Raw genomic sequence first — 26,273 nt, forward strand, 5'->3', positions numbered from 1 at the left:
CCATGGTCCCCACCTGGCGGCTGCGCGCCGCGTTCGCCCGCCGGCTGTCCGACATGTACGGCACCGAAGTCCCGGCCTACACCACCCTGCTGGAGGTCGCCGGGCAGATCAACGACGAGGTCGCGGGCCGGGACCCGGACGCCGGCCGGCTCGGCAGCATCAGCCGGGTCACCGCCGAGCGGCACGGCGCCATCCGCGTCGGCACCCCCGGCGAACTCCGCGAGGCCGCTCAGATCTTCGCCGCACTGGGCATGCGCCCGGTCGGCTTCTACGACCTGCGGGACGGCGACATCGGCGCCGTCCCCGTCGTCTCCACCGCCTTCCGCCCCACCGCCACCGACGAACTGGACCGCAACCCCTTCCGCGTCTTCACCTCCCTCCTCACCACCTCCGACCGCCGCTTCTTCGACGCCGACCTGGAGTCCCGGCTCACCGCCTTCCTCGCCCGCCGCCGCCTCTTCCCGCCCGAACTCCTCGAACTGGCCGAGCAGGCGGAGAAGGCGGAAGGACTCGACGAGCCCGCCGCCGAACGCTTCCTCACCCTCGCCGTCGCCGCGTTCCGGCTCTCCACCCAACCCGTGGACCGCGCCTGGTACGCCGAACTGGAGCGGATCTCCGCCGTCGCCGCCGACATCGGCGGCGTCGCGGCCACCCACGTCAACCACCTCACCCCCCGCGTCCTGGACATCGACGCCCTCTACCGGCGCATGGGGGAGCGCGGCATCACCATGATCGACCGGATCCAGGGACCCCCGCGCTGGGACGGCCCCGATGTCCTGCTGCGCCAGACCTCCTTCCGCGCGCTGGCCGAACCCCGCGCCTTCCGCGAGCCCGACGGCCGGGTCACCAGCGGCGCGCTGCGGGTCCGCTTCGGCGAGGTCGAGGCCCGCGGCATCGCCCTGACCCGCACCGGCCGGGCCCGTTACGACGCCCTCATGGCGGAGACCGACCGCCGGACGGCCGACCGTCCCGGCGCCGACCGCGCGCAGACCGCCCGGGACCTGTGGCAGCGCGGCTTCCCGCCGACCGAGCACCAACTGGCCGTGGAACAGCTGGCGTTCTTCACCTACCACCCGGTCGCCGACCGCCCGCGCGACGGCCACCACCCGCCCGCCGACCTCGCCGGGCTGCTCACCGGCGGCTGGCTCACCGCCCGCCCCATCGTCTACGAGGACTTCCTGCCCCGCTCCGCCGCCGGCATCTTCCACTCCAACCTCACCGGCGACGGCACCCGCGACGCCGCGCGCGCCGGCACCCCCTACGACGCCCACCGGCTCTCCGCCGCGATCGACCGCCCGGTGCTCGACCCGTTCGCCCTCTACGCGGCCCAGCAGGACCGCTCCCTGCGCCAGGCCCTCGACACCCTGGGCGCCGATGCCGCCCTCCGCGCCCTCGACGACCCAGCCGACATCTAACTGACTACCTATCAAGTCCCATATCCAGCAAGGAGTTGCCTGATGAGCCCGGCCACCGCCGACCCCTCCGCACCGCGCCTGCCCGACACCGCCGCGCTGCGCGCCCGCGCCTCGTCCGCGCTGCGCCGCTGCGGCGCAGCCGACCTCGACACCTACGCCGCCGAAGCCGCCACCGGCGACACCCTCGCCGCCCGCACCCCGCTCACCGGCGCCACCCTCGCCCAGCTCCCGGCCACCACCCCCGACCAGGCCGAGGCGGCGCTCGCCGAGGCCCACCGCACCTTCCTCACCTGGCGCACCGTCCCCGCCCCCGTGCGCGGCGCCCTCGTCAAGCGGCTCGGCGAACTGCTCACCGCCCACCAGGAGGACCTCGCCGACCTGGTCACCATCGAAGCCGGGAAGATCCGCTCCGAAGCGCTCGGCGAGGTACGCGAGATGATCGACATCTGCGACTTCGCGGTGGGTCTCTCCCGGCAGCTCTACGGCCGGACCATCGCCGGCGAACGCCCCGGCCACCGGCTCTCCGAGACCTGGCACCCGCTCGGCGTCGCCGGGGTGATCTCCGCCTTCAATTTCCCGGTCGCCGTGTGGTCCTGGAACACCGCCCTCGCCCTGGTCTGCGGCGACCCGGTGGTCTGGAAGCCCTCCGAGCTGACCCCACTGACCGCACTCGCGTGCTCCGCGCTGCTGGCCCGGGCCGCGGCCGACACCGGCGCACCGGCCGGTGTCCACCACCTGCTGCTCGGCGGCCGGGAGTGGGGCGAACTGCTGGCCGACGACCCCCGGGTGGCGCTGGTCAGCGCGACCGGCTCGGTGCGGATGGGCCGGCAGGTCGCCCCGCGGGTGGCCGCGCGCTTCGGCCGGTGCCTGCTGGAGCTCGGCGGCAACAACGCCGCCGTCGTCACCCCCTCCGCCGACCTCGACCTCGCCGTACGCGGCATCGTGTTCGCCGCCGCCGGGACCGCCGGGCAGCGCTGTACGACGCTGCGCCGGCTGATCGTCCACGAGGAGGTCGCCGAACCGTTGATCGAGCGGATCGTGCGCGCCTACGGCCAACTCCCGCTCGGTGACCCGTTCGACGCGGCGACCCTCGTCGGCCCGCTCGTCAACCCCGCCGCCGGGACGGCGATGGCCGAGGCGCTCGCCGCCGCCCAGCGCGACGGCGGCAAACTCCTCGCCGGCGGCGACCGCTGCCTGACCGCCGAGGCCCCGGACGCCGCCTACGTCCGCCCCGCCCTCGTCCGGATGCCCGACCAGACCGAGATCGTTCGCACCGAGACCTTCGCGCCGATCCTCTACGTCCTGACCTACCGCACGCTCGACGAGGCCATCGCCCTGCACAACGGCGTCCCGCAGGGCCTGTCCTCCAGCATCTTCACCCGCGACCAGCGGGAGGCCGAACGCTTCCTGGCCGCCGACGGCTCCGACTGCGGCATCGCCAACGTCAACATCGGCACCTCGGGCGCGGAGATCGGCGGTGCGTTCGGCGGCGAGAAGGAGACCGGCGGCGGCCGGGAGTCCGGCTCCGACGCCTGGCGCGCCTACATGCGCCGGGCCACCAACACCGTCAACTACTCGGCGGACCTGCCACTGGCCCAGGGCGTCAACTTCCTTTAGCCGGACGGCGACCGGCCGGACGGCGCGACGTCACCACCCTGTCCGGACACCACACCTAGCGCAGGGCGCGCCCCAGGTCGCGGACCAGGGTCGGTGAGGGACGCGGGATCTCCCCGAAGTCCTCGTCGTCGCCCTCCACCACCAGCTGGCTGATCACGCTCTCCAGTGCGTCCGGCAGGGTGGGCGCCAGCCCGCTGTGCCACTGCACGAGGAGGTTGTGCCGGGCGTCGTCCGGGAGCAGCTGCTTCTCGTCGAACGCGGCCACCGCCCGGCGCTCCTCGTCGGGCGCGTGCGCCGCCTGCTCGCGCCAGTAGGCGGCGTCGCGGAACTCGCCGTCGCGGCGGTGGGCGAGATACAGGCAGTAGGCGGCGGTGCGGCTGCCGGCGCCGGCGCCGAAGTGCCACCAGAAGTGCGCCGCGTCGGTGCGCCCCGTGATGTGCAGCAGACAGGCGAAGACCAGCGCGCCCTCGGGGTCGATGTGGTGGTCGTTCACCAGCCGCTCCAGACTGGCCGCGGCCGCTGCGGCGTTGACGACCAGCGCACAGGCCAGCTGGAGCTCGTGCGTGGCCTCGTCCCGGGCGCTCGGGTAGCCGCTGGGCGCCCCGAGATCCGGCCGGACGATCGGCGGCACCGCCGCGGGCGCCGCGCCCGCCCGCCGGTCCCGCACCCCCGCGCAGGTGCTCCGGCGGCCGAGGCCGTCGAGTGTGCCCGCCTCGTCGAGATCGCTGAAGCCGGCCAGCCCGTCGATGCCGGCCACCGCGGCGGCGGCGCTGAGCAGTGTCTCGACGGTCTCCCGGCGTTCGAGCGGATCGCTGTACCGCATGGTCCGTTCCCCCATTTCCGTTTCCCCGATCTATTCCTGGTCGATTCCGAGCGCGCCGGCGAGCTTGCGCTTGCCCCGGCTCGCGTACGAGCGCACGGTGACCTCGTCCACCCCGAGCAGCGCGGCGATCTGCGCGTCGCTGTACCCGATGACATGCCGCAGCACGATCACGTCGCACTGCCGCTCCGGCAGCCGGGAGATCGCCGCGTAGAGCCCCAACTGGCTTTCCAGCATGGCGAACTGCTGCTGGCACTCGCGCAGCAGCGCATGGGTGACGACCGCGAAGGCGGCGGTCTCGGTCAGTGCGGTGGGCTGCTGGTGGTCGTAGAGCCACTCCACCACCCGCTCCTTGAGCACCGCCCAGGCGTACGCCTCCACCGACGCCTGCCGCAGCGCGTGCGGCCACACCCGGCCGAGCCGCCCGTACGCGGCGCGGGTCACCTCGCGGGCCGCGGCTTCGCTGCCGGTGTGCAGATAGGCGTAGGTGAACCATTTCCGGGCGTGGGTCGCCAGGAACGCCTCGAAGGTGATCGATAACGATCCGTCGGATTCCTGCGGGCCGATGGCTATCTCCACTGTGGCAGCGCGGGCCGGGCTCCACGCCGGCGGATGTGGGTCCCGGTCTCTGCTCACGCGCTGTCCTCGTTCCGTTCGCCGTGCACCGCCGCGGTGGCGCCGGGAACGGCGACCGCAGCAGGAAGGTGGTTTGCCCTCACCTTCCAATGAACAGGAAACCGAGCCGTTTTGTGGCACCCGGACGCAAATAATCCTGCGCTCCGTATTCGTATGACTACCCATGACGAAGTTTGGTCAGGCACGCACCCCAGGTGACTGACTGTCATTGACCGTGATCCCGGCCCGACCGGATCGGGTCGTCGCATGATCGCTCCCCGTCGCATGATCCGGCCCGGCCCGGGGCAGGGCTCTGCCAGCCGGGCACGCGAGGCTCCCGGCGCCGGGGAGGCGGCACACCATGAGCGAACACGAGCCGGTCGTGGACCTGCAACTGGACCGGGCGCACTCGTCCCGGATCTACGACTACATGCTCGGCGGCAAGACCAACTTCCTCGCCGACCGGCTCGCCGCCAGCAGCGTCCTGGGCGTCTTCCCCGCGGCTCTGGTGGCCGCCCGGATCAACCGCGAGTTCATGCACCGCACCACCCGCCACCTCGCGCGCGCGGGCCTGCGCCAGTTCCTGGACATCGGCACCGGCATCCCCACCCCGCCGAACCTGCACGACATCGCCCAGGGCATCGCCGCCGACGCCCGGATCGTCTACACCGACAACGACCCCATCGTCCTCGCGCACGCCGCCGCCCTGCTCCTGAGCACCCCCGAGGGCCGGACCGCCTACGTACAGGCCGATGTCACGGAACCCGACAGCATCCTGACCGCACCACAACTTCGCGAAACCCTCGACCTGACCCAACCGGTCGCACTCAGTCTCAACGCCCTGATGCACTTCGTCACCGACGACGGACGCGACCGCGCACACACCGTCGTCGAGGCCCTCAAGTCCGCCCTCCCCAGCGGCAGCACCCTGGCGATGACCCATGCCACCCCGGACTTCAGCCCCGGGACGATGGACAAGATCATCAGGATCTACCGCGACGCCGGCACCACCCTCCAGTTCCGCACCCGCGCCGAGTTCCTCCGCTTCTTCGACGGCTGGGAGCTGCTGGACCCCGGCGTCGCCCTCTCCCACCAATGGCGCTCCGACCACCCCGAGGACGCCACCCACGTCACCGACGCCGAGGCCGCCTGCTACGCCGCCGTGGCCCGCAAACCCTAGGGGCTGTCCGGTGGGTCAGGGCCGGGTCCGACCCTGACCCACCGGACAGCCCCCGCCCTCGGCGGGGTCCCGGCTCACTCCTTGCGGTAGCCGTATGCCTCGCCGGCCGCCGCGGCGACCGCCGCCAGGTCCGCCCCGGCCGACGCGCCGACCACCGCCGCCACCGCCCCCTCCACGAACGGGGCGTCCACCAGCCGTGCACCGTCCGGCAGTTCGTCCCCCTCCGCGATCAGCGCCTTCACGGTCAGCACCGCACTGCCGAGGTCCACCAGCAGCGCCACCCCCACGCCCCGGTCCACCTCCCGCGCCGCCGCGGCGATCAGTTCCGTGCTCGTCCCGAGCCCGCCGTCCGGCGTCCCGCCGGCCGCGGCCACCGGCGCCGTCGGGCCCCCGCCGGCCAGTCCCACCGCGAGGGCCGCCACGGATTCGGCGACCTCCTTGCTGTGCGACACCAGCACCACCCCGACCAACGGACCGCCGCTCATCGCGCCACCTCCGCCAGGGCCGCGAACAGCAGCGCCGACGACGTCGCCCCCGGATCCTGATGGCCGATACTGCGTTCCCCGAGATAGCTGGCGCGCCCCTTCCTGGCCAGTATCGGCACGGTGGCCAGCGCCCCCTCCTCGGACGCGGTGGCCGCCGCGTCGAAGGACGTCTCCAGCGCCTGGACGCCGGGCACCAGCGCGTCCAGCATCGTCTTGTCCCCGGTCCGCGCGCCCCCGAGCTGACCCACGGCCGCCACACCGGCGTCCAGCCCCGCCCGCAACTCCGCCGCCGTCACCTGCGGCGCCTCGCCCAGACTCTTCCCGGCCCGCCGCAGCAGCGTCCCGTACAGCGGCCCGGACGCCCCGCCCACCGCCGAGATCAACTGCCGCCCCGCGGCGGTCAGTACGGCACCCGGCGTCTCCGGCGGCCGTGCCGTCAGCGTGGTCACCACGGCGGCGAAACCCCGCTGCATGTTGCTCCCGTGATCGGCGTCCCCGATCGCCGAGTCCAGCTCGGTGAGCCGCTTCGCCTCCCGGTCGACCAGACCGGCCGCCGCCGTCATCCACCGCACGAAAAAAGCCGCGTCAAGGATTGCCTCGGACACCCACTGCTCCTTTTCCCACCGGTCTCACCCGTCCCGTCAGTCGGCACCAGGCCGGCGACGCACCGCAACCCGCCCGCGCACACGGCCGCGCCGCCGCTCAGCGCCCCCAGCGCAGCCCCGCCGTGGCCACCGGGGCATCCCACCACCGCAGCAACTCCCCGTCCACCTGGCACAGCGTCACCGAGCAGCCGGCCATGTCCAGGGACGTCACATAGTTCCCCACCAACGTACGGGCCACCGGCACCTCCCGTTCGTCGAGCACCCGCCGCACCTCCGCCGAGAAGCCGTAGAGCTCCAGCAGCGGGGTGCCCCCCATCCCGTTCACCAGCACCAGTACCGGGAGCCGCGGTTGCAGGTCCTCCAGAATCACGTCCAGCGCATAGTCCGCGATCTCGCCCGAGGTCATCATCGGCCGCCGCTCCCGCCCCGGCTCGCCGTGGATGCCCACCCCCAACTCCAGCTCACCGGGCGGCAGGTCGAACGTCGGGCTGCCCTTCGCCGGCGTCGTACAGGCACTCAGCGCCACACCGAAGCTCCGTGACGACTCCACCACCCGGCGGGCCACCGCCTCCACCCGCTCCAGCGGCATCCCGTCCTCCGCCGCCGCCCCCGCGATCTTCTCCACGAACAAGGTCGCCCCGGTGCCGCGCCGCCCCGCCGTGAAGGTCGAGTCGGTGACCGCGACGTCGTCGTTGACCAGCACACTGGCGACCTGGACCCCCTCGTCCTCCGCCAGCTCGGCCGCCATCTGGAAATTCAGCAGGTCCCCGGTGTAGTTCTTCACCACGAACAGCACCCCGTGCCCGCTGTCCACCGCCGCCGCGGCCCGCACCATCTGTTCCGGCACCGGCGAGGTGAACACCTCCCCGGGGCAGGCGCCGTCCAGCATCCCCGGCCCGACGAACCCGCCGTGCAGCGGCTCGTGCCCACTGCCGCCGCCGGACACCAGCGCCACCTTCCCCGCCACCGGCGCGTCCCGACGGACGATCACCCGCTGCTCCACGTCCACCACCAGCTCGGGGTGGGCCACGGCCATCCCGCGCAGGGCGTCCGCCACCACGGTCTCGGCGACATTGATCAGCATCTTCACGGGTACCTCCTGGTGAACTGGCAGCCTGGCCTCTGAGCAGTGTTTCCGCAGTTCACGGCACTCATGCCGGGCTCTTGATCTTGGCGGTCCATGGCGGTGTCGAGCGGCTCTCGGCGGGGTTGACGCCGACTCGACGCCGACTTCTCTGACGAGTCGTCCATGGCACGCGGAGTCCTGCGCCGCCCTCTCCCTGAGCCGTTCGGCCTCAGTATCGACCCCATGGCGTTCGAGGTCACGGATCATGCGCGGAAGTGCACTCGGCGACCACGGCGGCGGGCCGACGCCGAAGCCCTCGTCCGTGTGATCAACCAGCTGACCACGGAGAATCGTCGGATTCGCAGGCAGCTCACCGCCCCGGAGCCGCGCCGGTTCGCCGAGGCCGAGCAGCCCGAATCCCGGGTGAACCTGTCCGCGCTGGTGCGGCAGTTGGCGGACTCCCTCGGCCTGACCGTTCCCGGGATGCGGGCCAACTGCTGGCGGATCGAACCGGCCGCCGGCGAGGCGTCCGCTTCGCCGCGGCCGGCGGCACGTGCCCCGGCACGGTCCCGGTTGAAGGTCGTCGCGGAGGGCGAGGGACGGGTGCGTCGTCGACCCCCCGGCGCCGCGGGTCGTATCGGAGTGGATCGGGCAGCACCGTGTCGTACCGGACGGCTTCCGGAAGGGTGAGCCGTCCACGCTCTACAACGGGCAGCTGTGGCGCACGGTCAATCACTGCCGGATTCAGCCGGGCGCACAGGCCGGGCAGTTGGCGACGGCGTTCAGTGATCGGCGCTCCCAGGCCCAGCGGGTCGTCGGTCGTGGGTCGTCCCATAGAGTGCCGTCGCGAGGGTGGCCAGGCTGTTCGTCACAAAACGATCTTGGAGGCCCTCGTTCTCGTCTCCGCGGGCGCCCTTGAAATTGATCACCTGGTGCGTCCTGCCAGTCACCGGTACACCAGAAAGGATCGTGGCATGTCCGGCGACCGTCTCATGCGCGTCCACAGCCCCGAGTTCCAGGCCATGGCCGAGAGGGTCCTGCGGGTCACCGAGCTCACCTCCCGCCTGAACGTCCTGCCTTTCGATGACGAAGCGGGCAAGGAGGAACTGTTCGAACAGATCCTCGGCAAGCCACTGCCACCGAAGGTCACGATCTATCCGCCCTTCTACACGGACCACGGCCTCCACCTCGACCTCGCCGAGCGCGTGTTCATCAACCAGAACTGCACGTTCCTGGACTACGCCGGCATCCGGCTCGGCGAGCGCGTGATGATCGGCCCGAAGGTCACGTTCATCACCAGTGGCCACCCGGTCGATCCCGAAGAGCGGCGGCTGTACCTCACCGGCGCACCCATCGACGTCGCGGAGAACGTGTGGATCGGTGCCGGTGCCACCATCCTGCCCGGCGTCAGCATCGGTCGCGATGCCGTGGTCGCCGCCGGCGCGGTCGTGGCCGATGACGTTCCGCCGGCAAGCCTGGTGACGAGTAGGAAGGCAACCGTGCAACGACGGTGGTGACGGCCTCTCCGGGGTCACGCCGGGCCCCCGACCACGGGCAGTCATCAACCCCCATGGGAAGCCTGGCGCCCCTCCCCGAGGCGAGAGGAGAGGCGAATTCCCCTTCGGCTTCGGACAGTTCATGGCGATATGCCACCCGACGGTGATCCACCACGCGAGATCATTTCAAGATGCGGCCGAGGAGCGGGGCTCTGCGCGTCGACTGCGGAGCAGACAGAGTCCTCCGGCCGCTGTCAGGCAGATCAGGCCGGAGTATTCGGTGCCGGGCTTCTGGTCGGTCACGACATCGACGTCTTCACCCTGCAGCACGCTCGCGAGTTGGCTGTCCAGATCGGCGCCATTGCCGGCCCGCGCGCTGACGCCCTGATCGATCCGGTTCTCCGGTGAGGGCGTGGTCCGAGGCGAGCATGGTTCCGTCGGGGGAGACGAGCCACCACCGGCCGCCGCGTCGTACGGCGGGAGTGCCGGCACACCGCTCGGTACGGCGGACGGAGGCCCAGGACGGTTGCGGGACGGCCGCCGGTGTGGCGTGCTTTCGCGCCCCCTCGCGCAGGAGTGTCCCGGGCACTGCGCGCCGCGTTGCTCTGTTGCGCACCACCGCGTTGCCAAGTCGGGTCCCTCGGCGTTTCCCTGCCGTAGACCTCTATTCAAGGAAGTCCGATATGCCCCGCCCTGCTCATATCGCCATGATCGGCACCCCTGTGGTCGGCCATGTGCTGCCCAGCCTGGAGATCATCCGTGAGCTGGTGGCCCGCGGCCATCGCGTGACGTACGCCAACGCCGGCAACGTCGCCGAGCTCGTCACCCACACCGGTGCCGAGCTGGTCCGCCTGACCTCCACACTGCCGGTCGCCGACAGCAACTGGCCGCAGGATCCGATCGCCGCAGCCTCCCTCTTCCTCGATGAGGCGATGGCCGTACTGCCACAGTTGCACGCCGCGTACGACGACGCCCCCGCCGACCTCTACCTCCACGACATCGGCGCGTACGCGGGCCGCGCGCTGGCCGAGACGCAGCGCCGCGGCCTCGTCCAGCTGTCGCCGATGCACGTGGCCTGGGAGGGCGCCGAGGAAGAGATCGGTGCGGCGTTCTCCGGGCTGCCCGGAGGTCCCGCCCACCGGGCGCGGTTCGCCGCCTGGCTGGCCCGGTGCGGTGCGGTGACCACGAACGTCGAAGAGTTCACCGCTCGGCCCCGGCGGGTGCTGGCCTTGATCCCGCGCGCCATGCAGCCACATGCGGACCGGGTCGACACCGAGGCGGTGACGTTCGTCGGCCCGTGCTTCGGCGCCGGCGAGGAGCACGGCGGCTGGATGCGGCCGGCCGGTGCGGAGAAGGTGCTGCTGGTGTCGCTGGGCGGCTCGGCGTACCCCCGGCAGTGGGAGGTCTACCGGCAGTGTATGGCGGCCTTCGCGGATCTTCCGGGCTGGCATGTGGTGCTGCAGATCGACAGCGGCGGCGATCCGGTCCAGCTGGGGGAACGGATTCCTCCCAACTTCGAAGTGCGGCCGTGGGTCCCGCCGTTGACGATCCTCGGACAGGTGGACGCATGGCTGACGCACACCGGCATGGGCAGCAGCGGTGAGGGCCTGTACGCCGGTGTGCCGATGATCGCGGTACCGCACGGGGCCGAGCAGTGCCTCAACGCCGACCGGCTCGTCGAACTGGGTGTCGCCCGCCGGATCGACGCCGCGGACGTCACGGCGGCGGCACTGCGTACGGCCCTGATGGAACTCATCGGCGATCCACAGGTCGCCGCGCGCTCGGCATGGCTGTGGGCCGAGGTACGCACCGAGGGAGGCACCCGCCGGGCCGTGGATCTGATCGAGGAGCAACTGGCGGGGGAGCGAGTGGGCTGACAACGCGCGGCCGGCCGAGGAGGCGCTCCGGCGCGGGCTGCGGCGGGACCGCACCGACGTGATGCCGAGTTCCCCGACCGGCGATCAGCCGATCGGGCGGGCCCGCGACGCGATCGCTCCGGCGGGCCGTCCGCCGGGCCGGGGAGATATCCGCTGGCGGCGGCCCGGTCGGTGACGCCTAAGGTGCAGTTGACCACCTGACTTCCGTTGACCAACTGCCTTCCACGAGAAGGGCGTTACATGCCGATCGCACGCAGATCCCTCCTGACCGGTTCGACGGCGGCCGTCGCTGCCACCGCACTCGGCGCCGCGGGGAGCGCCGAGGCCGCCGCTCCGGCGCGGTCCGCGCCGCTGCCCCTGCTGCCGCGCACACCGGGCCGTCTCGGCGTACCCGGCGTCACCGGCCTGCACCTCCAGTTCGGGGCCGACCCCGCCAGCGAGATGACGGTCTCCTGGATCAGCCCCCGCTCCGTACGCCGCCCGCAGGTGCGCCTCGGCACCCATGCCGGAGGCGTCGGCAGCGTGGTCGACGCCGAGACCCGCACCTACCGCGACGGACTGAGCCGCGAGGAGGTGTACGTCCACCACGCCCGCCTCACCGGACTGCGGCCGGACACCACCTACCTCTACTCGGCCGGGCACGACGGCGCCGCGCCGGAGACCGGTGCGTTCACCACGGCGCCGCGCGGGCGCACCGCGTTCACCTTCACCAGCTTCGGCGACCAGGGCGCGCCCAATCTGCGCCGGGTCGTCACCTGGCCGGCGGGCGGCGCCCCGTCCCCCTCGGGGCGCTTCCCGCTCTACACCAGCAGCCAGGCCGGCAGCCCCGCCTCCGCCGACATCGTGGCCGCGGTGGAACGGGTCGGACCGCTGTTCAACCTGGTCAACGGCGACCTGTGCTACGCCTCCGCGGCCGGCGTCTTCGGCCAGAACCGCGTCGCGACCTGGGCGGACTGGTTCATCGGCAACAGCCGGTCGACGCGGCTGCGCCCGTGGATGCCGTGCGTCGGCAACGGCGAGAACGAGAAGGGCAACGGCCCCCTGGGGCTGACCGGCTACCAGACCTACTTCACCCTGCCCGGTCCGACGGGTGCCGACCCCGAGACGCGGGGCCTGTGGTACGCCTTCACGGTCGGCGCGGTCCGCTTCATCAGCCTGGCCAACGACGACGTGGCGATCCAGGACACCGGCGACAGCTATGTGCGTGGCTACTCCGACGGGGCGCAACGCCGATGGCTGGAGCGGGAGTTGAAGGCCGCACGCGGCAACGCGGGCATCGACTGGATCGTCGTCTTCATGCACCACCCGATGATCTCCAGCAGCCGTGGCGGCAGCGGCAGCGACCTCGGGATACGCACGGCGTGGGGCCCGCTCTTCGACGCGTACGGGGTCGATCTGGTGCTGTGCGGCCACGAGCACTACTACGAGCGTTCGCTGCCGGTCCGCGGCGCGCTGCCGAACGAGGCCCGCACTCCGGTACCGGTGTCCACCAGGACCGATGTCGCCGACACCGCCGAGGGCACAGTCCACATGATCATCGGAGGCGGCGGCAACTTCGCCACCACCCAGGACGACCTGTTCCAGGAGCCCAAGGGGCGCGTCGTGGTCGACCTGGCCAAGGAGACGGAGGGCCGCCACCGCAAGGCCGTCTTCGTCACCGAGGACGCCCCCTGGCGCGCCGTCCAGGACCGCGTCCACACCCACGGCTTCGCCGCGTTCGACGTCGACCCGGGCGACCGGCGCACCGGCCGCACCCGCATCCACGTCACGTACTACACCTTCGACGGCCCCTACGGAGACCTCACCCCCGTGGACGCCTTCACCCTGGAACGCCCCCGCAGGGACGCCGGTCACTGAGCAACGGCGCCTTCTCGTACGGGTGTTGCCGCGTCGGCCGCCTCGGCCGGCTGCCGGGGAGCCTCGGCGGCCCGCCTTCCCCAGGCGGTTCCGATGAGGATCAGCGCCGCGCCGGCGTAGCCGGGCGCCCCCGGCTGGTCACCGCCGAGGACGACACCGATCACGGCGGCCCAGAGCGGTTCCGTCCCCAGCAGCAGGCTGACCCGGGACGGGCCGGCGCGGCGCACGGCCCACAGCTGGACGAAGAAGGCGAACAGGGTGCACAGCAGCGCCAGATAGAGGAGGGCCAGCCACTGGCCCGCGTCCAGAGTGGCGGCCACCCGCAGGGGCGAGGTGCCCACACCGGTGGAGAGCGCCGCGAAGCAGATGACGGCGGTGGACAGCTGGACGAAGGTGAGAGCGCCGTCATCGGCGTTCTTGAGGGAGGGGAGCCGGTGCGTGGTGAGCACGTTGGCGGTGCGGGCGAGGGCCGCGAGCAGCATGAGCAGGTCCCCGACCGAGGGCGCGGTGAATCCGCCGCCCTGGGTGAGGAGCAGCACCCCCAGGACCGAGCCGGCGGCGGCCATGACGAACGACGCGGTGGGCGGGGTACGGCGCAGCGCCGCCTCGGCCAACGGGGTCATGACCATGGTCAGGCTGATGATGAGGCCGGCGTTGGTCGCCGAGGTGTGCACGACACCGTAGGTCTCCAGCAGGAAGACGCAGGCGAGGATGAGCCCGATGAGGACTCCGCCGCGCACCTCGGCCGCGGTGAGGCGCCGGATGGCGCGGAGGCGGAGCGGCCCGAGTACGGCGGCGGCCGTCAGGAAACGCAGCAGCAGCGTGGCGATGACGGTCGACGGACCGGTGATGCTCTTGGTCGCCAGATAGCTGGAGCCCCAGATGACGGCGACGGCCAGCACGGGTGCGTCGGTCAGCCGGCCGCGGTGCGACGAGCGGGCAGGGGGCATGGAGGTTCCCAACGGTGACGGTGGCGGCGGGCCCCACGGGTCGGGCCGTGGTGGGGGCGAGCGGCGCTGTGCGGACGGTTCTCTTCATCGTCGAACCACGTCGTTGTAGCCCGCTGGTGCCGGAGGTCGACTCGGCGGACGTCACGGTACCGCTGCATGATCGTGACACGACACGCCTTTTGTCACACCGTCCCTCGGCGGTGTGTCTGCGCGTCGGCGCGGGTGCTTCAACTGGCGGGCAGTACACCCCAGTTGTCGTTCGGCGGGGGTTCGCGGGGCGGGCGGTGAAGGTGCTCACCATGCGGACGGGGCCCTGCCGTCCGGTCCGAGGCCGGAGACGTGGCGGCGCTCGACGACCGGGTCGACACCCGGACGGTTGCGGCGGCCTTCCGCCCAGGTGGCCCCGACCCGGCGGACGTTCCCTGCGCCGCGGATTCCCTACGCCGCGGAGTGGAAGAGCGCCGCCGCCTCCCCGCGCGAGCCGACGCCCAGCTTGGTCAGGATGTTGGCGACATGGAACTTCACGGTGGACTGGCTGATGTGCAGTTCTTCGGCGATCACGCGGTTGCGGTGGCCCAGTGCGAGATGCGCCAGCACCTCCAACTCCCGCTCGCCCAGGCTGGTCAGCGGGTCGGGCGCCGGGGCCTGGAAGGCGGTCAGCGGGATGGTCGCGGTGACCGTGGATCCCCATCCGGGGACCGCGTCGACGTCCAGCCGGCCGTCCAGGACGTCGAGCCGTTCCCTGACCCGGCCGGGGGTGAGGGCGTGCGCGGTGAGGGTGCCGGGGCCGTCGTCCCGTACGGTCGCGCGCAGTTCGCCGTCGGTGAGCTGCCAGCCGACATGGACCCGGCTCACCGCGTCCTGCGCCAGGGCCTCCAGCAGCACGGTGCGGACGACGGCGCGGGCGGCGTGGGCGACGTCGGCGGCCAGGCTGCCGGCGGAGTCGGGCGCGCCGAACTCCAGCCGCACCGGGCTGTAACGCACCAGTGGCCGCAGCGAGTCGGCGAGCCGGGCGAACGCCTGGCCGGCCGGTTCCTCGGCGATCTCCCGGTCGCGTTCGGCCTCCGCGCGCAACTCCACCAGCGCCGAGGCGGCCAGGTCCGTCGCGGTGGCACGGGCCGCCGCGTCGTCCAGACTGCGGCTGCGCAGCACCCCCAGCAGCCCGGTGAGGACGGCCGAATGCGCCTCGCCCAGCTCGGCGATGACCCGCGCACGGGTCCCGGCGGCGGTCCGCGAACGAGCCAGCGCACCCGGCATCGCCGCCGTCGCCAGCCGGTCGAAGTGGCTGGTCACGAGGTCCCAGAGAGCCTGCACGACGGCGGTGACGGTGTCGTCGAGAGGCGGCACCGGGGCGCCGTCCGGCACCGTCCGCACGAGGAGCAGTACGGCGCCCCTCGGGGTGGCGTGGCTGGTGACGGCGAGGACGGGGCGCTCGGCGCCGGCGAGCGGGAGGGTGCCGAGCCAGGGCCGGCCGGGGACGCCCGAGGCGAGCAGCGGGGTCATGTCGGCGGTGGAGAGCCGGCGGGTGATCTCCGGATCGCCGTACGTCTTGAACGGTGAATGGGCGCAGTGCGTGGAGAGTTCGGCCGCCGCGTGGTGCGGGATCGGCCCGGCCAGCAGTCCGGACAGCCGGGGCAGGATCTCGCCCAGGGGTGCGCGGATCACCTCGTGGGCGGCGGTCAGGGCGGGCAGCGGGCCGGTCAACTCCATGCGGCTCAGCGTAGTCCCGGACCGTGCCGTCCCACCTGGTCTTTCGGCCAGGTGCGACTGTTCCGATGACCGGCCGCCGCACCGCCCGCCGCACGTCAGGCTGATTCCGTCCGACCAACAACGCCACGCCTCATGAGGGGCGACGGGGAGATCGATATGCGAGCGATTGTGTACCGCGAGTTCGGCGGTGCGGAGGTGCTGTCCCACGAAGACGCCGGCACGCCGGAGCCGGCGGCGGGCGAGGTCCGGGTCAGGGTGGTGGCCGCGGGCGTCAACCCGGTCGACCACAAACGGCGTTACGGCTGGGTCGAGCAGTACTTCCCGACGACCTTCCCCGCCGTCCCGGGCCTGGAGTTCGCCGGCGTCGTGGACGCGCTGGGCCCGGGTGCCACCGGATGGGCCGTGGGCGACGAGGTGTTCGGCTGGACCCGGACGGGCGCCTACGCCGAGTACGCCATCGCCGCGGAGATCGCGCCCAAGCCCGCCGGGCTGAGCTTCGAGGCCGCCGCCACCCTGCCGGTCGCCGGCGAGACCGCCCAGCGCGTCCTGGACGAACTCGGCCTGAAGGGCGGCGAGACGCTGCTGCTGCACGGCGCGGCGGGCGCGGTCGGCCAGGTCGCCGTCCAGCTCGCGGTGGCCGCCGGTGCCACGGTGATCGGCACCGCCTCCCCGGCCAACCACGATTTCCTGCGCACCCTGGGCGCGGTCCCCGTGGCGTACGGGGACGGCCTGGCGGAGCGGGTCCGGGCGGCCGCCCCGCAGGGCGTCGACGCGGTCTTCGACGCGGCCGGCAAGGACGTGCTCCCGCTCTCGGTCGCGCTGCGCGGCGGCACCACCGACCGCATCGTCACCATCGCCGACACGAACGCCGCCGAGCACGGCATCCCTTTCTCCGCGGGCGGTACCCCGTCGGCGGAGATGGTCGCGGGGCTGGCCCGGCACGCCCGGCTCGCCGTCGAGGGCAAGCTGGCGGTGGCGGTCGCCGGCACCTTCCCGCTCGCCGAGGCCGCCGCCGCGCAGCAGGTCAGCGAGGCGGGGCACGCACGCGGCAAGCTGATCCTCACGGTCTGAGCCGCCGCCGGCGGGCCCGGGTGGGTCGGGGGAGGGACGGCGCGCTCCCTGGCTCAACCGGTCCCTTCCGGTGGGCAGTCGCGGGGCCGCGGCCCGTCCGGATGCCCGTACGGTGCCGCGGTCCTACGCTCGGTGTATGCCGGGAGGCCGCGCACCGTGGCGTACCGCGGCGCCGCGCAGGGCAGCCGGGGCAGGGCGGTGTGTACGCGGAGCCGTCGCCGCGCTGGCGGCGTTCGCGCTGGCCGGCGCCCTGACGGGGGCCGTGGCCCCGGCGGCGGACGGTGCCGGGACGCCGGTCCCGGTCCCGAACCCCGGCCTGGCGCGCTTCTACCAGCAGCGGCCGGCCTGGGAGCGGTGCCCGCCCGACGTGCTGCGGTCCGGCTCGTCCGGACAGGGCACGCCGCGGCCCGGCTACGCGGACCGCCTCCAGTGCGCCCGGCTGGAGGTCCCCCGCGACTACGCCCACCCCGGGCAGGCCACGCTCCGTGTCCAGCTGATCCGGCTCGCCGCGACCGGCCCCGGCAAGCGGCTGGGGTCGCTGGTCATCAACCCCGGCGGCCCCGGTGATTCAGGCGTCAACTACCTCGTCGACAACGCCGACGCCTTCGCCCACCTCGGGCAGCGCTACGACCTGGTCAGCTTCGACCCCCGCGGCACCGGCCGCACCGAACCCATCTCCTGCGGCACCACCTTCACGCCGGTGACCGGCGCGGGCGCGCAGAGCCTCGGGGCGAGCGAGCAGCGCCTCAACGAGGCGTGCGGCCGGTACTCCGGCCCGCTCCTGCCCTGGGTCGGCACCCCCGACGTCGCCCGCGACATGGACGTGCTGCGGTCCGCCCTCCGCGATGCCAGGCTCAACTACCTGGGCTTCTCGTACGGCACCCGGCTCGGCGCGGTCTACGCCCACGAATTCCCCCGCAACGTCGGGCGGATGGCCCTGGACAGCGTCGAGGACCCGACCAAGAACACCTGGCAGACCGCGGTGGCCCAGGCCCGCGGATTCCAGCGGGCGGTCGACGCCTTCGCCACCGACTGCGTACACGGCTCCGCCTGTCCGCTGGGCACCGACACCAAGGCCGCGCAGGACCAACTCACCAAGTGGTACCGGAACCTGACCGACCATCCGCTCCAGGCGCAGGGCACCACGGTCGACCAGACGACCTATGTCTACGCCCTCCGGGGGGCCCTCTACAGCAGGGAGACCTGGCCCGCGCTGCACCAGGCACTGGCGCAGCTGCGCAACGGCGACGGATCGGGGATCCTGAACCTGAGCGGCAGTGGCAGTGGCAGTGGCAGCGGCAGCGCCGCGGGGCGGGCCCGGCGCGACGCGAGCGGCCGGCTGCCCTCCCAGGAGCAGCTGGCCCTGCGGGCGATCAGCTGCCGGGACACCTCCGAGCGCTACGGCCCCGCCGACTTCCCGCGCGCCCAGCGCGAACTCACCCAGGCGTCCCCGCTGTTCGGCCCGGACATCGCGCCGACCCTGCTGGACTGCTACGGCTGGCCCGTCGCGGGCGACGACGCCTCCCGCCAGGTCGCGGCGCCCCACGCACCGCCGCTGCTCCTCGTCGCCACCACCGACGACCCGGCCACGCCCTACGAGGGTGCCGCGAACATGGCCCGCGCGCTGGGGAACGCCAGCCCGGTGCTGACGTACCACGGCGAGGGGCACGCCGCGTACACCTCCGGAAACCCCTGCGTACTGCGGGAAGTCGACGGCTTCCTCCTGGGCGGCGCGCTGCCGGTGGGCGGCGCGGGCTGCCGCTGACACCTGGCACGGGGCCGGGGTGCGGAGTGCTCCGGAGCGCCCGTACGGCGAGGGCCCCGGCCACGACCCGTCGGAGCCACGACCCGTCGGACAGGCCCGGACAGCCCCTAGCCCGCCCGTCGTCCGCGCCCGGCGCCCGCGGTCCGCTTCGCCGCGGCCGGCGTCTCCGCGGCCTTCCGGCCCGCCGCGGTCTTCGCCGCCGTCTTCCCCGCGGTCTTCTTCGCGGCGGTGGTCTGCTGCGCCGTGCCCTTCTTCGCCGTCGCGGTCTTCTTCGCCGCGGACTTCTGCACCGCGGTCGCGGCCGTCTTCGCCGCGGACTTCTTCGCGGCGCCCCCGGTCCCCGTGCGCCCGCTCCCCGCACGCCGAGTCGCCGCCCGCTCTCCGGCCGCCACCTCCCCGCGGGCCTCCTTCGCCGCCCGGACGCTGTCCTGGAGGGCCGCCATCAGGTCCGTCACCCGGCCCGCGGGCTGCTCCGCGCCGGCCGCGAACTCCGGTGCGCGATGGGCGAGCTTGGCCGCCACGATCTCCTCCAGCGCCTCGCGGTAGTGATCGTGCACATCTTCCTCGGACAGTTCGCCGAAGGAGTCCATCAGGGTCTCGGCGGCCCGCACCTCGTTGGCGGCGACCGTCACCTCCCGCTCGGGCAGCACCCCGTCCATCGGGCGGATCTGATGCGGCCACAGCAGCACCTGCATCACCAGCACGTCCTCCACCGGCCGGATCACGGCCAGCGTCTCGCGGCCGTGCAGCGCGATCTTGCCGAGCCCGACGCGCTGGTGCCGCTCCATGGCGTCCCGCAGCAGGACGTAGGGCTTGGCCGCGGCCGGGCTGTCGACGCCCAGGTAGTAGCCCTTGCCCAGCTGGAGCGGGTCGATGTCGCCGCCGGCGACGAAGGCCAGGATGGTCAGGGTCTTCGCGGTCGGCAGCGGAAGGGCGCCGAGATCGTCGTCGGTGAGCGGCACGACGGTGTCGTCGTCCGTCCGGTAGCCCCGGCCGATCTCGTCGGGGGAGATCTCGACGCCTTCGCGTGAGCAGACCGCCTGGTTGCGCACCCGTCCGCCGTCCGCCGTGTGGATCCGTACGAAGCTGACCGAGGCGGAGGTGTCGGTGGCGTTGTACGCGGCCACCGGGATCGTGACCAGGCCGAAGCTGATGGAGAACTTCGCCGTGGGGCGCATGGGAGCCGCCTTCATCGATACCGGTGCGGTGCGGATCGCTGCCGTTCCATGCTAGGCGGGCCGGACGGCCGCCACCTCCCGGCCCGCGCCCTCGGGCCGGGCCCGAGGGCCTCAGGCCGGCGCGTGGCGATCGCCCGCGCACAGCGCCCAGATGATGAAGACGTCGACGGCGACCAGCACCATCGCCCAGAACGGGTAGTGCGGAATCCACAGGAAGTTGGCCACCGCTCCGAGACCGGCCAGCACCACGCCGACCACCCGCGCCCACATCGCGCCCGTCGCGAGCAGCGCACAGCCCGCGAGGAGGATGACGATGCCGAGGACGAGGTGGACCACGCCCCAGCCGGTGAGGTCGAAGGAGAAGACGTAGTTCCGGGTGGCGACGAAGACCTTGTCCTTGTGCAGGGCGGCGATGCCCTGAAGGAGGGCCATCGCGCCTCCGAAGATCATCAGGACCGCGGCGAACGCCGTCCAGCCCGTGATCATGGCGTTCCGAGTAGCCATGGGTCGCTCCCTCACGTGCGGAGCCCGGCGACCCCCGAGGAACCAGGCCGTCCCTTCAACGGTTCCACAGCCCCCGGACACCCGCATCTCTGCCCGCGCCCGCCTGCGGGTGCCCCGCGGCCCGCCGCCACCCGGACGCGGGAGCGTACCGCCGCACCGACCGGGTACCCCGCTCGCAGGGACGCCCCCCCGGCCCCGCACGGCCACCCCGCGCGCCGCCGGACGTCCGCACACCACCCGCCCGCCCCGCATCCCCAGGAGTGACGCCATGAGCCGGCGCCCGTCCCAGCAGGACATCGTCCGCGCACTGCTCGACCGCCACGGCCGGACCTACGCCGCCGAGGCCGGCGTCCCGCTGCGCAACGCCCCGCAGCCGCTCTACCAGGCGCTCGTCGTCGCCGATCTGCTCAGCGCGCGGATCCGCGCCTCCGTGGCGGTGGCCGCCGCCCGCGCCCTGTTCGCCGCCGGGCTGCGCACCCCGCGCCGGATGGCCGACGCGCCGTGGCGGCAGCGGGTCGACGCACTCGGCGAGGGCGGCTACCGCCGCTACGACGAGAGCACCGCCACCCGCCTCGGGGAGGGCGCGGTGCTGCTGCTCGGCAGATACGGCGGCGATCTGCGGCGGATGCGGGACGCGGCCGGCGGCGACACCGCGGCGCTGCGCGGCGCACTCCAGGAGCTGCCGGGCATCGGGCCTGCGGGGTCCGGCATCTTCGTGCGCGAAGTGCAGTGCGTATGGCCCGAGTTCGCCCCGTATCTCGACGCCAAGGCCCTCCAGGGCGCGGCGGAACTGGGGCTGCCGGGCGACCCCGGGCGGCTGGCCCGGCTGGTCGGCCCGGACCGGCTCGCCGCCTTCGCCTCCGGGCTGGTGCGGGCGGCGCTCGACCCCGCGGTGGCCGACGACCTACGGGCGCACACCTCCGTCTGACGGCCGCCTCGCCCACCTGACCGCACGACACCCCTACCCTGGTGCGCCGCCCGCCCAGGTCCACTCCGCGACCTCGGGCAGATCGGTCCCGTGCTCGCGGATCCAGTCGTGGTGGCGGGCCCGGATGTCCGCCATCGCCTGCCGCAGCGCCACCGCGCGGACCCCCAGGCCCGGCACCCGGTCCACCACGTCCATCACCAGCCGGAAGCGGTCGAGGTCGTTGCGGACGACCATGTCGAAGGGCGTGGTCGTGGTGCCCTCCTCCTTGTAGCCGCGGACGTGCAGATTCGGGTGCCCGGCGCGGCGGTAGCCGAGCCGGTGGATCAGCCAGGGATAGCCGTGGTACGCGAAGATGACCGGCTTGTCGCGGGTGAAGAGCGCGTCGTACTCGGCGTCCGGCATCCCGTGCGGGTGGGCGTCCGCCGGCAGCAGCCGGGCCATGTCGACGACGTTGACCACCCGCACCGCCAGCTCGGGCAGATGGCGGCGCAGCAGATCGGCGGCGGCCAGCGTCTCCTGGGTGGGGACGTCGCCGGCGCAGGCCAGCACCACGTCCGGGCCGCGGCTGCCGTCCTCCGTGCCCGCCCAGTGCCAGGCCCCGGCGCCGCGGGCGCAGTGGGCGCGGGCCTCGTCGAGGGTGAGCCAGTCGAAGCTCGGCTGCTTGCCGGCGACGATGACATTGACGTAGTCGCGGCTGCGCAGCACGTGATCGGCCACCGAGAGCAGGGTGTTGGCGTCCGGCGGGAGGTAGACCCGGACGACCTCGGGGCTCTTGTCGAGGACGTGGTCGACGAAACCGGGGTCCTGGTGCGAGAAGCCGTTGTGGTCCTGCCGCCAGACGTGCGAGGTCAGCAGGTAGTTGAGGGAGGCGACGGGGCGCCGCCAGGGCAACCGGCGCGCGGTCCGCAGCCACTTGATGTGCTGGTTGACCATCGAGTCGACGATATGGGCGAACGCCTCGTAGCTGGAGAAGAGGCCGTGCCGCCCGGTGAGCAGATAGCCCTCCAGCCAGCCCTGGCACAGGTGCTCGGACAGCACCTCCATCACCCGGCCGTCGCGCGCCAGATGCTCGTCGGTGTCCAGCGTCGCCGCCTGCCACGCCTTGCCGGTGGCGGCGTAGACCGCGTCGAGCCGGTTGGACGCGGTCTCGTCCGGGCCGACGAGCCGGAAGTCGCGGCGCTCGGCGGTCGCCGCCATGACATCGGCGAGCAGCCCGCCCAGCACCCGGGTCGGCTCGTGCAGCGCGGTCCCGGGTTTGGCGACGTCCACCGCGTGCCGCTCCAGCGGCGGCAGCGGCAGCGCGCGCAGCAGCAGCCCGCCGTTGGCGTACGGCGAGGCGCCCAGCCGGTGCCGCCCCTCGGGCACGCAGGCCAGCACCGCAGGACGCGGCCGGCCCGCCTCGTCGAACAGCTCCTCGGGCCGGTACGAGCGCAGCCACCGCTCCAGTTGGTGCCGGTGGTCCGCGTGGTCCCGTACGCCGCCGAGCGGCACCTGATGGGCGCGCCAGGTGCCCTCCACCGGCTGCCCGTCGACCTCGTGCGGCCCGGTCCAGCCCTTGGGCGTCCGCAGCACGATCACGGGCCAGCGGGGACGGTCGGTCGCGCCCTCCTCGCGCGCCCTGCGCTGGATCGCCGCGATCCGGTCCAGCGAGCGGTCCATGGCGGCGGCCATCGCCTGGTGTACCGCGGCCGGGTCGTCGCCCGTGACATGGACCGGATCGTGGCCGTAGCCGCGCAGCAGCGCGTCCAGTTCGGCCTCCGGGATGCGGGCGAGCACCGTGGGATTGGCGATCTTGTAGCCGTTGAGATGCAGGATCGGCAGCACGGCGCCGTCGTGCACCGGGTCGAGGAACTTCGTGGAGTGCCAGGACGCGGCGAGCGGCCCGGTCTCCGCCTCCCCGTCGCCGATCACGCAGGCGACCAGCAGCCGCGGGTGGTCGAACGCCGCGCCGTAGGCATGGGTGAGGGAGTAGCCCAGCTCACCGCCCTCATGGATGGAGCCGGGAGTCTCCGGCGCGACATGGCTGGGCACCCCGCCCGGGAACGAGAACTGCCGGAACAGCAGCTCCATCCCCGCCCGGTCCCGGCTCACGTCCGGATACGTCTCGGAGTACGTGCCGTCCAGCCAGGAGTTGGCCAGGACGGCCGGCCCGCCGTGCCCCGGCCCCCACACGCAGAGCGCGTCCAGGTCCCGGGCCGCGATCACCCGGTTGAGGTGCGTGTGGACCAGGTTCAGCCCCGGTGAGGTGCCCCAGTGCCCCAGCAGCCGCGGCTTGATGTGCTCGGGGCGCAGCGGCTCCTCCAGCAGCGGGTTGGCCATCAGGTAGATCTGCCCGGCGGAGAGGTAGTTGGCGGCCCGCCAGTGCGCGTCCAGCGCCGCGAGCTCCGCCGCACCGAGAGGGTCCGCGACCGCCGGCGCCGCGGACACCGTGGCGCTCGCCGGTCCCGCATCGTCCCCTGGCATCTCCTCGACCTCCTCGGCCTCTTCGCCCTCTTCGACGTCCTTGCCCCGCGGCGCCCGCCCGAGCCGGTCGGCGGCGATCGGCTACCCCTTCCCGCGCTTCACCGTCCGGGGGACCGTCCGGCCGGCCGCGAGGTACCGCTCCGCTTCGATGATCGCCTCCTGGACGGTGCGCCGGCCCATCAGCACGCACAGGGTGTAGGCGATGTCCTCCAGCCGCCGCCGGGCCACCGGATCGTGCGGATCCGCGAGCACCATCCGCTCCCACAGGCGATACCGCCGCAGCAGCGAGGTGAGCACAGACTTGTCCGGCAGCAGCATGCCGTCTCTTCTCCCGACATCGGCCCGGCGTGCCCGGGGCGGCTGACGGGCGCGCGGATGCGGCGCCCGAACCGGAGCGCCTCCCACCTTGCGTCGGCGCCACGGCACCTGCAACCCGGAGCGGGGCATCGGGGGACGCGGCCCGCGGCCACCGGCCGCTCAGTCGGGCGGCTCGGGAGCCGGGGGCTCACCCGGTGCGGCTCCGGGCGGCTCCTCCGGGGCGGCCGCCGGCTCGTCCCGCGCGCTCCCGGGTGCGGTCACCCGTTCCGGCCCGGGGCCGCGCGGCTCCGGATCGTGCGGTACCGGATGCGGATCCCGGGGCACCGGCCCCGGCCCGTCACCCGTCGTTCCCCTGCTCATGACCGGCCCCTGCCCGCCCGTCTCCGCTCGCCCATCCATGGTGCGCCGCCCGCCCTCCCGCCGCCCCTGCGGGCCGCAATCCCCGTACGGCGGCGTCCGGCACTGCCAGGTTCGCCGCATGGACGCACGCACCTTCGACGGCAGCGCCGGAGACGTCGACCACGGCAGTGTCGGGGGCGGTTACGCCGCCTACCGGCAGCCCGATCCGCGGATCGCCGCCCGGATCCGCGCGGCCCTCGGGACCGCCCGCACAGTCGTGAACGTCGCCGCGGGGGCCGGTTCCTACGAGGCCACCTCGCTCGACGTCACGGCCGTCGAACCCTCCGCGTCGATGCGCGCCCGGCGGCCCGCCCACCTCTCCCCGGCGGTTGACGCGGTCGCCGAGCAACTCCCGTTCCCCGACGACTCCTTCGACGCGGCGATGACGACGTTCAGCGTCCACCAGTGGAGCGACCCGGCAGGCGTGCTCCGCCTGGAGCTTCACCGACGAGGTGACCCGGGCCCGGTTCGCCGCCGAACTGCGCCGCGAGCTGGAGGACGGCGGCTGGGACGCCCGCTACGGCGCGCTGCGCCAACAGCCCTTCCTGGAGGGCTCGTTGGTCACCTGCGCGCCGTCCCGGACTGACCGGACCGACCGGGCGGCGGCCGGCCGGCGGCCGCGATCGCACTTTCCGGGCGGCTGTGCTCCTCTGGTACGGAGGACGATCCGCACCGAGGAGCACCGCGCCATGCCCGCCACCACACTCCGCATCGCGATCATCGGCGCCGGTCCCGGCGGGCTGGTCTGTGCCCGGGTGCTCCAGCGCCACGGCGTACCGGCGGAGGTCTTCGAGCAGGAGGCCGGCGCGGCCGCCCGCCCGTGGCACGGCACCCTGGCGCTGCGGCCGGAGTCCGGGCAGGCGGCCCTGCGCGCGGCCGGGCTGGAGCGGGAGTTCCGGGCGCTCGCCCGGCCCGAAGGGCAGGAGACCCGGCTGCTGGACCGCACCGGCGCGGTGCTCGCCCGGCCTCCGGCGGAGCCCGGCGCGGCCGGGACCGCCGGGGCCCCGGCGCTGCCCGGGATCGGCCGGCCGGAGCTGCGCCGGCTGCTGCTGGACTCCCTCGCCCCGGGAACGGTCCACTGGGGGCGGTACCTCCGTACGCTGCACCCGCGCGGCGCCGGCCGCCACGAGGCCGAGTTCGACGACGGCCGCGGGGAGACCTTCGACCTGGTCGTCGGGGCCGACGGGGCCTGGTCCCGGGTGCGGCCGATGCTCTCCGACGCCACCCCGCACTACTCCGGCGTGACCTTCGTCGAGACGGGCTTCGAGGACGTCGACGCCCGCCATCCGGAGATCGCCCGGCTGGTCGGCCACGGCCGGGTGATGGCGTTCTCCGGGACCGTGGGCCTGATCGCCCGGCGCGACGGCCGCGACCGCGTCCGGGTCCAGGCCGCCTTCCGCGGCTCCGAGGACTGGGCGCGCGCGGCCGGGCTGGACCTGGCGGACACCGCGGCCGTCCGCGCCGCGCTGCTCGGCCGGTTCGCCGGATGGGACGCGCGGCTGCTGGCGCTGCTCCGCGACAGCGACAGCGGCTTCACCCACCGGCCCCTGCTCGCCCTGCCGGTGCCGCACACCTGGCCGCACACCCCGGGCCTGACCCTGCTGGGCGACGCCGCGCACCTGATGACGCCGCTCGCCGCGCCGGGCGCCGACCTCGCGCTGCTCGACGGCTGCGAACTGGCCCGGCACCTCGCCGAGGCGCACACCTGGCAGTCCGACCCGGACCAGGGGGTGCGCGCGTACGAGGCGGCCCTGTTCGCCCGCTCGGCCGCGGCCGCCGCGAGCGCCGCCCGCGCCCTGGACGACGCCCTACCCCCGGAGCCCGCCCACCGCGCTCCCCGCCACCGCTTCATCCGCCCGCTGCACCGCCGCTGACCGGGCCCGGCACCCGGGTTGCGGCTCCGTCCCGCCCGTCGGACGATCGGCAGCGTACGGAGGCGGCGGGCGGTGTACCC

Annotated in this window: 23 protein-coding genes; 12 read left to right on the forward strand and 11 right to left on the reverse strand. The window is 73.7% G+C overall.

The window, feature by feature from the left end:
* The first annotated feature begins 2 nt into the window (after positions 1-2).
* A complete protein-coding gene (gene hglS / locus GR130_RS13785; protein WP_159509955.1) occupies positions 3-1,415 on the forward strand; it encodes a 2-oxoadipate dioxygenase/decarboxylase in 1,413 nt (470 codons plus the stop codon).
* Between the two features lie 42 nt (positions 1,416-1,457).
* The gene (gene amaB, locus GR130_RS13790; protein ID WP_159504995.1) at positions 1,458-3,032 is read left to right on the forward strand and encodes an L-piperidine-6-carboxylate dehydrogenase; all 1,575 of its coding nucleotides are present in this window, start codon (positions 1,458-1,460) and stop codon (positions 3,030-3,032) included.
* A 55-nt stretch (positions 3,033-3,087) separates the two neighbouring features.
* On the opposite strand, the gene GR130_RS13795 is transcribed toward amaB, so the two are convergent.
* Both GR130_RS13795 and GR130_RS13800 read right to left on the reverse strand, forming a co-directional pair.
* Complete coding sequence (locus tag GR130_RS13795) at positions 3,088-3,870, reverse strand: hypothetical protein (protein WP_236573009.1); 783 nt, start codon at positions 3,868-3,870, stop codon at positions 3,088-3,090.
* A gap of 15 nt (positions 3,871-3,885) precedes the next feature.
* Positions 3,886-4,488, reverse strand: coding sequence for an RNA polymerase sigma factor (locus GR130_RS13800; protein ID WP_159504996.1), 603 nt, complete (start codon positions 4,486-4,488; stop codon positions 3,886-3,888).
* Positions 4,489-4,828: 340 nt separating this feature from the next.
* Here GR130_RS13800 and GR130_RS13805 point away from each other — a divergent pair, with 340 nt between their 5' ends.
* Entirely contained in the window at positions 4,829-5,647 is an 819-nt protein-coding gene (locus GR130_RS13805) for an SAM-dependent methyltransferase (RefSeq protein ID WP_159504997.1), read from the forward strand.
* A 74-nt stretch (positions 5,648-5,721) separates the two neighbouring features.
* On the opposite strand, the gene GR130_RS13810 is transcribed toward GR130_RS13805, so the two are convergent.
* The 3 genes from GR130_RS13810 to dhaK all read right to left on the reverse strand — a co-directional run bounded on the left by GR130_RS13810 (position 5,722) and on the right by dhaK (position 7,827).
* Positions 5,722-6,132 (reverse strand): PTS-dependent dihydroxyacetone kinase phosphotransferase subunit DhaM, encoded by a 411-nt coding sequence (locus GR130_RS13810; RefSeq protein ID WP_159504998.1) that lies wholly within the window; start codon positions 6,130-6,132, stop codon positions 5,722-5,724.
* Positions 6,129-6,695, reverse strand: a complete 567-nt coding sequence (dhaL, locus tag GR130_RS13815) for a dihydroxyacetone kinase subunit DhaL (RefSeq protein WP_201304878.1) — start codon at positions 6,693-6,695, stop codon at positions 6,129-6,131. Before dhaL ends, GR130_RS13810 begins: the two co-directional genes overlap by 4 nt.
* Before the next feature lie 139 nt (positions 6,696-6,834).
* Positions 6,835-7,827 (reverse strand): dihydroxyacetone kinase subunit DhaK, encoded by a 993-nt coding sequence (gene dhaK / locus GR130_RS13820; protein WP_159504999.1) that lies wholly within the window; start codon positions 7,825-7,827, stop codon positions 6,835-6,837.
* A 159-nt stretch (positions 7,828-7,986) separates the two neighbouring features.
* Between dhaK and GR130_RS13825 the strand changes: the two genes are divergently transcribed.
* From GR130_RS13825 to GR130_RS13840, 4 genes are all read left to right on the forward strand, one after another.
* The gene (locus tag GR130_RS13825; protein WP_159505000.1) at positions 7,987-8,493 is read left to right on the forward strand and encodes a hypothetical protein; all 507 of its coding nucleotides are present in this window, start codon (positions 7,987-7,989) and stop codon (positions 8,491-8,493) included.
* 284 nt (positions 8,494-8,777) lie between these two features.
* Entirely contained in the window at positions 8,778-9,320 is a 543-nt protein-coding gene (locus tag GR130_RS13830) for a DapH/DapD/GlmU-related protein (RefSeq protein ID WP_201304879.1), read from the forward strand.
* Between the two features lie 662 nt (positions 9,321-9,982).
* On the forward strand, positions 9,983-11,176 hold the full coding sequence (locus tag GR130_RS13835) for a macrolide family glycosyltransferase (RefSeq protein WP_201304880.1): 1,194 nt from the start codon (positions 9,983-9,985) through the stop codon (positions 11,174-11,176).
* Positions 11,177-11,416: 240 nt separating this feature from the next.
* On the forward strand, positions 11,417-13,033 hold the full coding sequence (locus GR130_RS13840; RefSeq protein ID WP_159505001.1) for a purple acid phosphatase family protein: 1,617 nt from the start codon (positions 11,417-11,419) through the stop codon (positions 13,031-13,033).
* On the opposite strand, the gene GR130_RS13845 is transcribed toward GR130_RS13840, so the two are convergent.
* Positions 13,027-13,983 (reverse strand): DMT family transporter, encoded by a 957-nt coding sequence (locus GR130_RS13845; RefSeq protein ID WP_159505002.1) that lies wholly within the window; start codon positions 13,981-13,983, stop codon positions 13,027-13,029. The two genes, GR130_RS13840 and GR130_RS13845, sit on opposite strands and share 7 nt — an antisense overlap.
* Positions 13,984-14,421: 438 nt before the next feature.
* Positions 14,422-15,693 carry a helix-turn-helix transcriptional regulator gene (locus GR130_RS41560; RefSeq protein ID WP_159505003.1) on the reverse strand — a complete coding sequence of 424 codons (1,272 nt, stop codon included), beginning with the start codon at positions 15,691-15,693 and terminating at the stop codon, positions 14,422-14,424.
* Positions 15,694-15,849: 156 nt separating this feature from the next.
* Between GR130_RS41560 and GR130_RS13855 the strand changes: the two genes are divergently transcribed.
* Positions 15,850-16,764, forward strand: a complete 915-nt coding sequence (locus tag GR130_RS13855; protein WP_159505004.1) for an NADP-dependent oxidoreductase — start codon at positions 15,850-15,852, stop codon at positions 16,762-16,764.
* A 136-nt stretch (positions 16,765-16,900) separates the two neighbouring features.
* Complete coding sequence (locus GR130_RS13860) at positions 16,901-18,529, forward strand: alpha/beta hydrolase (protein ID WP_159505005.1); 1,629 nt, start codon at positions 16,901-16,903, stop codon at positions 18,527-18,529.
* A gap of 107 nt (positions 18,530-18,636) precedes the next feature.
* On the opposite strand, the gene ku is transcribed toward GR130_RS13860, so the two are convergent.
* Both ku and GR130_RS13870 read right to left on the reverse strand, forming a co-directional pair.
* Positions 18,637-19,707, reverse strand: a complete 1,071-nt coding sequence (gene ku / locus GR130_RS13865; RefSeq protein WP_159505006.1) for a non-homologous end joining protein Ku — start codon at positions 19,705-19,707, stop codon at positions 18,637-18,639.
* Positions 19,708-19,818: 111 nt separating this feature from the next.
* Complete coding sequence (locus tag GR130_RS13870; RefSeq protein WP_159505007.1) at positions 19,819-20,211, reverse strand: DUF7144 family membrane protein; 393 nt, start codon at positions 20,209-20,211, stop codon at positions 19,819-19,821.
* Positions 20,212-20,479: 268 nt separating this feature from the next.
* Between GR130_RS13870 and GR130_RS13875 the strand changes: the two genes are divergently transcribed.
* A complete protein-coding gene (locus GR130_RS13875) occupies positions 20,480-21,139 on the forward strand; it encodes an endonuclease (RefSeq protein ID WP_159505008.1) in 660 nt (219 codons plus the stop codon).
* 33 nt (positions 21,140-21,172) lie between these two features.
* On the opposite strand, the gene GR130_RS13880 is transcribed toward GR130_RS13875, so the two are convergent.
* Together GR130_RS13880 and GR130_RS13885 are read right to left on the reverse strand one after the other, a co-directional pair.
* Positions 21,173-23,602: a phosphoketolase family protein gene (locus GR130_RS13880; RefSeq protein WP_236573010.1), complete on the reverse strand. Its 2,430-nt coding sequence runs from the start codon at positions 23,600-23,602 to the stop codon at positions 21,173-21,175.
* 81 nt (positions 23,603-23,683) lie between these two features.
* Complete coding sequence (locus GR130_RS13885) at positions 23,684-23,920, reverse strand: DUF5133 domain-containing protein (protein WP_159505009.1); 237 nt, start codon at positions 23,918-23,920, stop codon at positions 23,684-23,686.
* Between the two features lie 478 nt (positions 23,921-24,398).
* Between GR130_RS13885 and GR130_RS13890 the strand changes: the two genes are divergently transcribed.
* On the forward strand, positions 24,399-24,905 hold the full coding sequence (locus GR130_RS13890; RefSeq protein WP_236573011.1) for a class I SAM-dependent methyltransferase: 507 nt from the start codon (positions 24,399-24,401) through the stop codon (positions 24,903-24,905).
* Positions 24,906-25,008: 103 nt separating this feature from the next.
* Positions 25,009-26,193, forward strand: coding sequence for an FAD-dependent oxidoreductase (locus GR130_RS13895; RefSeq protein ID WP_159509961.1), 1,185 nt, complete (start codon positions 25,009-25,011; stop codon positions 26,191-26,193).
* Positions 26,194-26,273 lie beyond the last annotated feature (80 nt).

It is taken from the genome of Streptomyces sp. GS7, assembly GCF_009834125.1.
Lineage (GTDB): Bacteria > Actinomycetota > Actinomycetes > Streptomycetales > Streptomycetaceae > Streptomyces.

Excerpts from the sequence above, each read along its gene's own strand:
- hglS (WP_159509955.1), top strand. The coding sequence starts at position 3 with ATGGTCCCCACCTGGCGGCTGCGCGCCGCGTTCGCCCGCCGGCTGTCC.
- amaB (WP_159504995.1), top strand. The coding sequence starts at position 1,458 with ATGAGCCCGGCCACCGCCGACCCCTCCGCACCGCGCCTGCCCGACACC.
- GR130_RS13795 (WP_236573009.1), bottom strand. The coding sequence starts at position 3,870 with ATGGGGGAACGGACCATGCGGTACAGCGATCCGCTCGAACGCCGGGAG.
- GR130_RS13805 (WP_159504997.1), top strand. The coding sequence starts at position 4,829 with ATGAGCGAACACGAGCCGGTCGTGGACCTGCAACTGGACCGGGCGCAC.
- GR130_RS13810 (WP_159504998.1), bottom strand. The coding sequence starts at position 6,132 with ATGAGCGGCGGTCCGTTGGTCGGGGTGGTGCTGGTGTCGCACAGCAAG.
- dhaL (WP_201304878.1), bottom strand. The coding sequence starts at position 6,695 with ATGACGGCGGCGGCCGGTCTGGTCGACCGGGAGGCGAAGCGGCTCACC.
- GR130_RS13825 (WP_159505000.1), top strand. The coding sequence starts at position 7,987 with ATGGCACGCGGAGTCCTGCGCCGCCCTCTCCCTGAGCCGTTCGGCCTC.
- GR130_RS13830 (WP_201304879.1), top strand. The coding sequence starts at position 8,778 with ATGTCCGGCGACCGTCTCATGCGCGTCCACAGCCCCGAGTTCCAGGCC.
- GR130_RS13835 (WP_201304880.1), top strand. The coding sequence starts at position 9,983 with ATGCCCCGCCCTGCTCATATCGCCATGATCGGCACCCCTGTGGTCGGC.
- GR130_RS13840 (WP_159505001.1), top strand. The coding sequence starts at position 11,417 with ATGCCGATCGCACGCAGATCCCTCCTGACCGGTTCGACGGCGGCCGTC.
- GR130_RS13845 (WP_159505002.1), bottom strand. The coding sequence starts at position 13,983 with ATGCCCCCTGCCCGCTCGTCGCACCGCGGCCGGCTGACCGACGCACCC.
- GR130_RS41560 (WP_159505003.1), bottom strand. The coding sequence starts at position 15,693 with ATGGAGTTGACCGGCCCGCTGCCCGCCCTGACCGCCGCCCACGAGGTG.
- GR130_RS13855 (WP_159505004.1), top strand. The coding sequence starts at position 15,850 with ATGCGAGCGATTGTGTACCGCGAGTTCGGCGGTGCGGAGGTGCTGTCC.
- GR130_RS13860 (WP_159505005.1), top strand. The coding sequence starts at position 16,901 with ATGCCGGGAGGCCGCGCACCGTGGCGTACCGCGGCGCCGCGCAGGGCA.
- ku (WP_159505006.1), bottom strand. The coding sequence starts at position 19,707 with ATGCGCCCCACGGCGAAGTTCTCCATCAGCTTCGGCCTGGTCACGATC.
- GR130_RS13870 (WP_159505007.1), bottom strand. The coding sequence starts at position 20,211 with ATGGCTACTCGGAACGCCATGATCACGGGCTGGACGGCGTTCGCCGCG.
- GR130_RS13875 (WP_159505008.1), top strand. The coding sequence starts at position 20,480 with ATGAGCCGGCGCCCGTCCCAGCAGGACATCGTCCGCGCACTGCTCGAC.
- GR130_RS13880 (WP_236573010.1), bottom strand. The coding sequence starts at position 23,602 with ATGCCAGGGGACGATGCGGGACCGGCGAGCGCCACGGTGTCCGCGGCG.
- GR130_RS13885 (WP_159505009.1), bottom strand. The coding sequence starts at position 23,920 with ATGCTGCTGCCGGACAAGTCTGTGCTCACCTCGCTGCTGCGGCGGTAT.
- GR130_RS13890 (WP_236573011.1), top strand. The coding sequence starts at position 24,399 with ATGGACGCACGCACCTTCGACGGCAGCGCCGGAGACGTCGACCACGGC.
- GR130_RS13895 (WP_159509961.1), top strand. The coding sequence starts at position 25,009 with ATGCCCGCCACCACACTCCGCATCGCGATCATCGGCGCCGGTCCCGGC.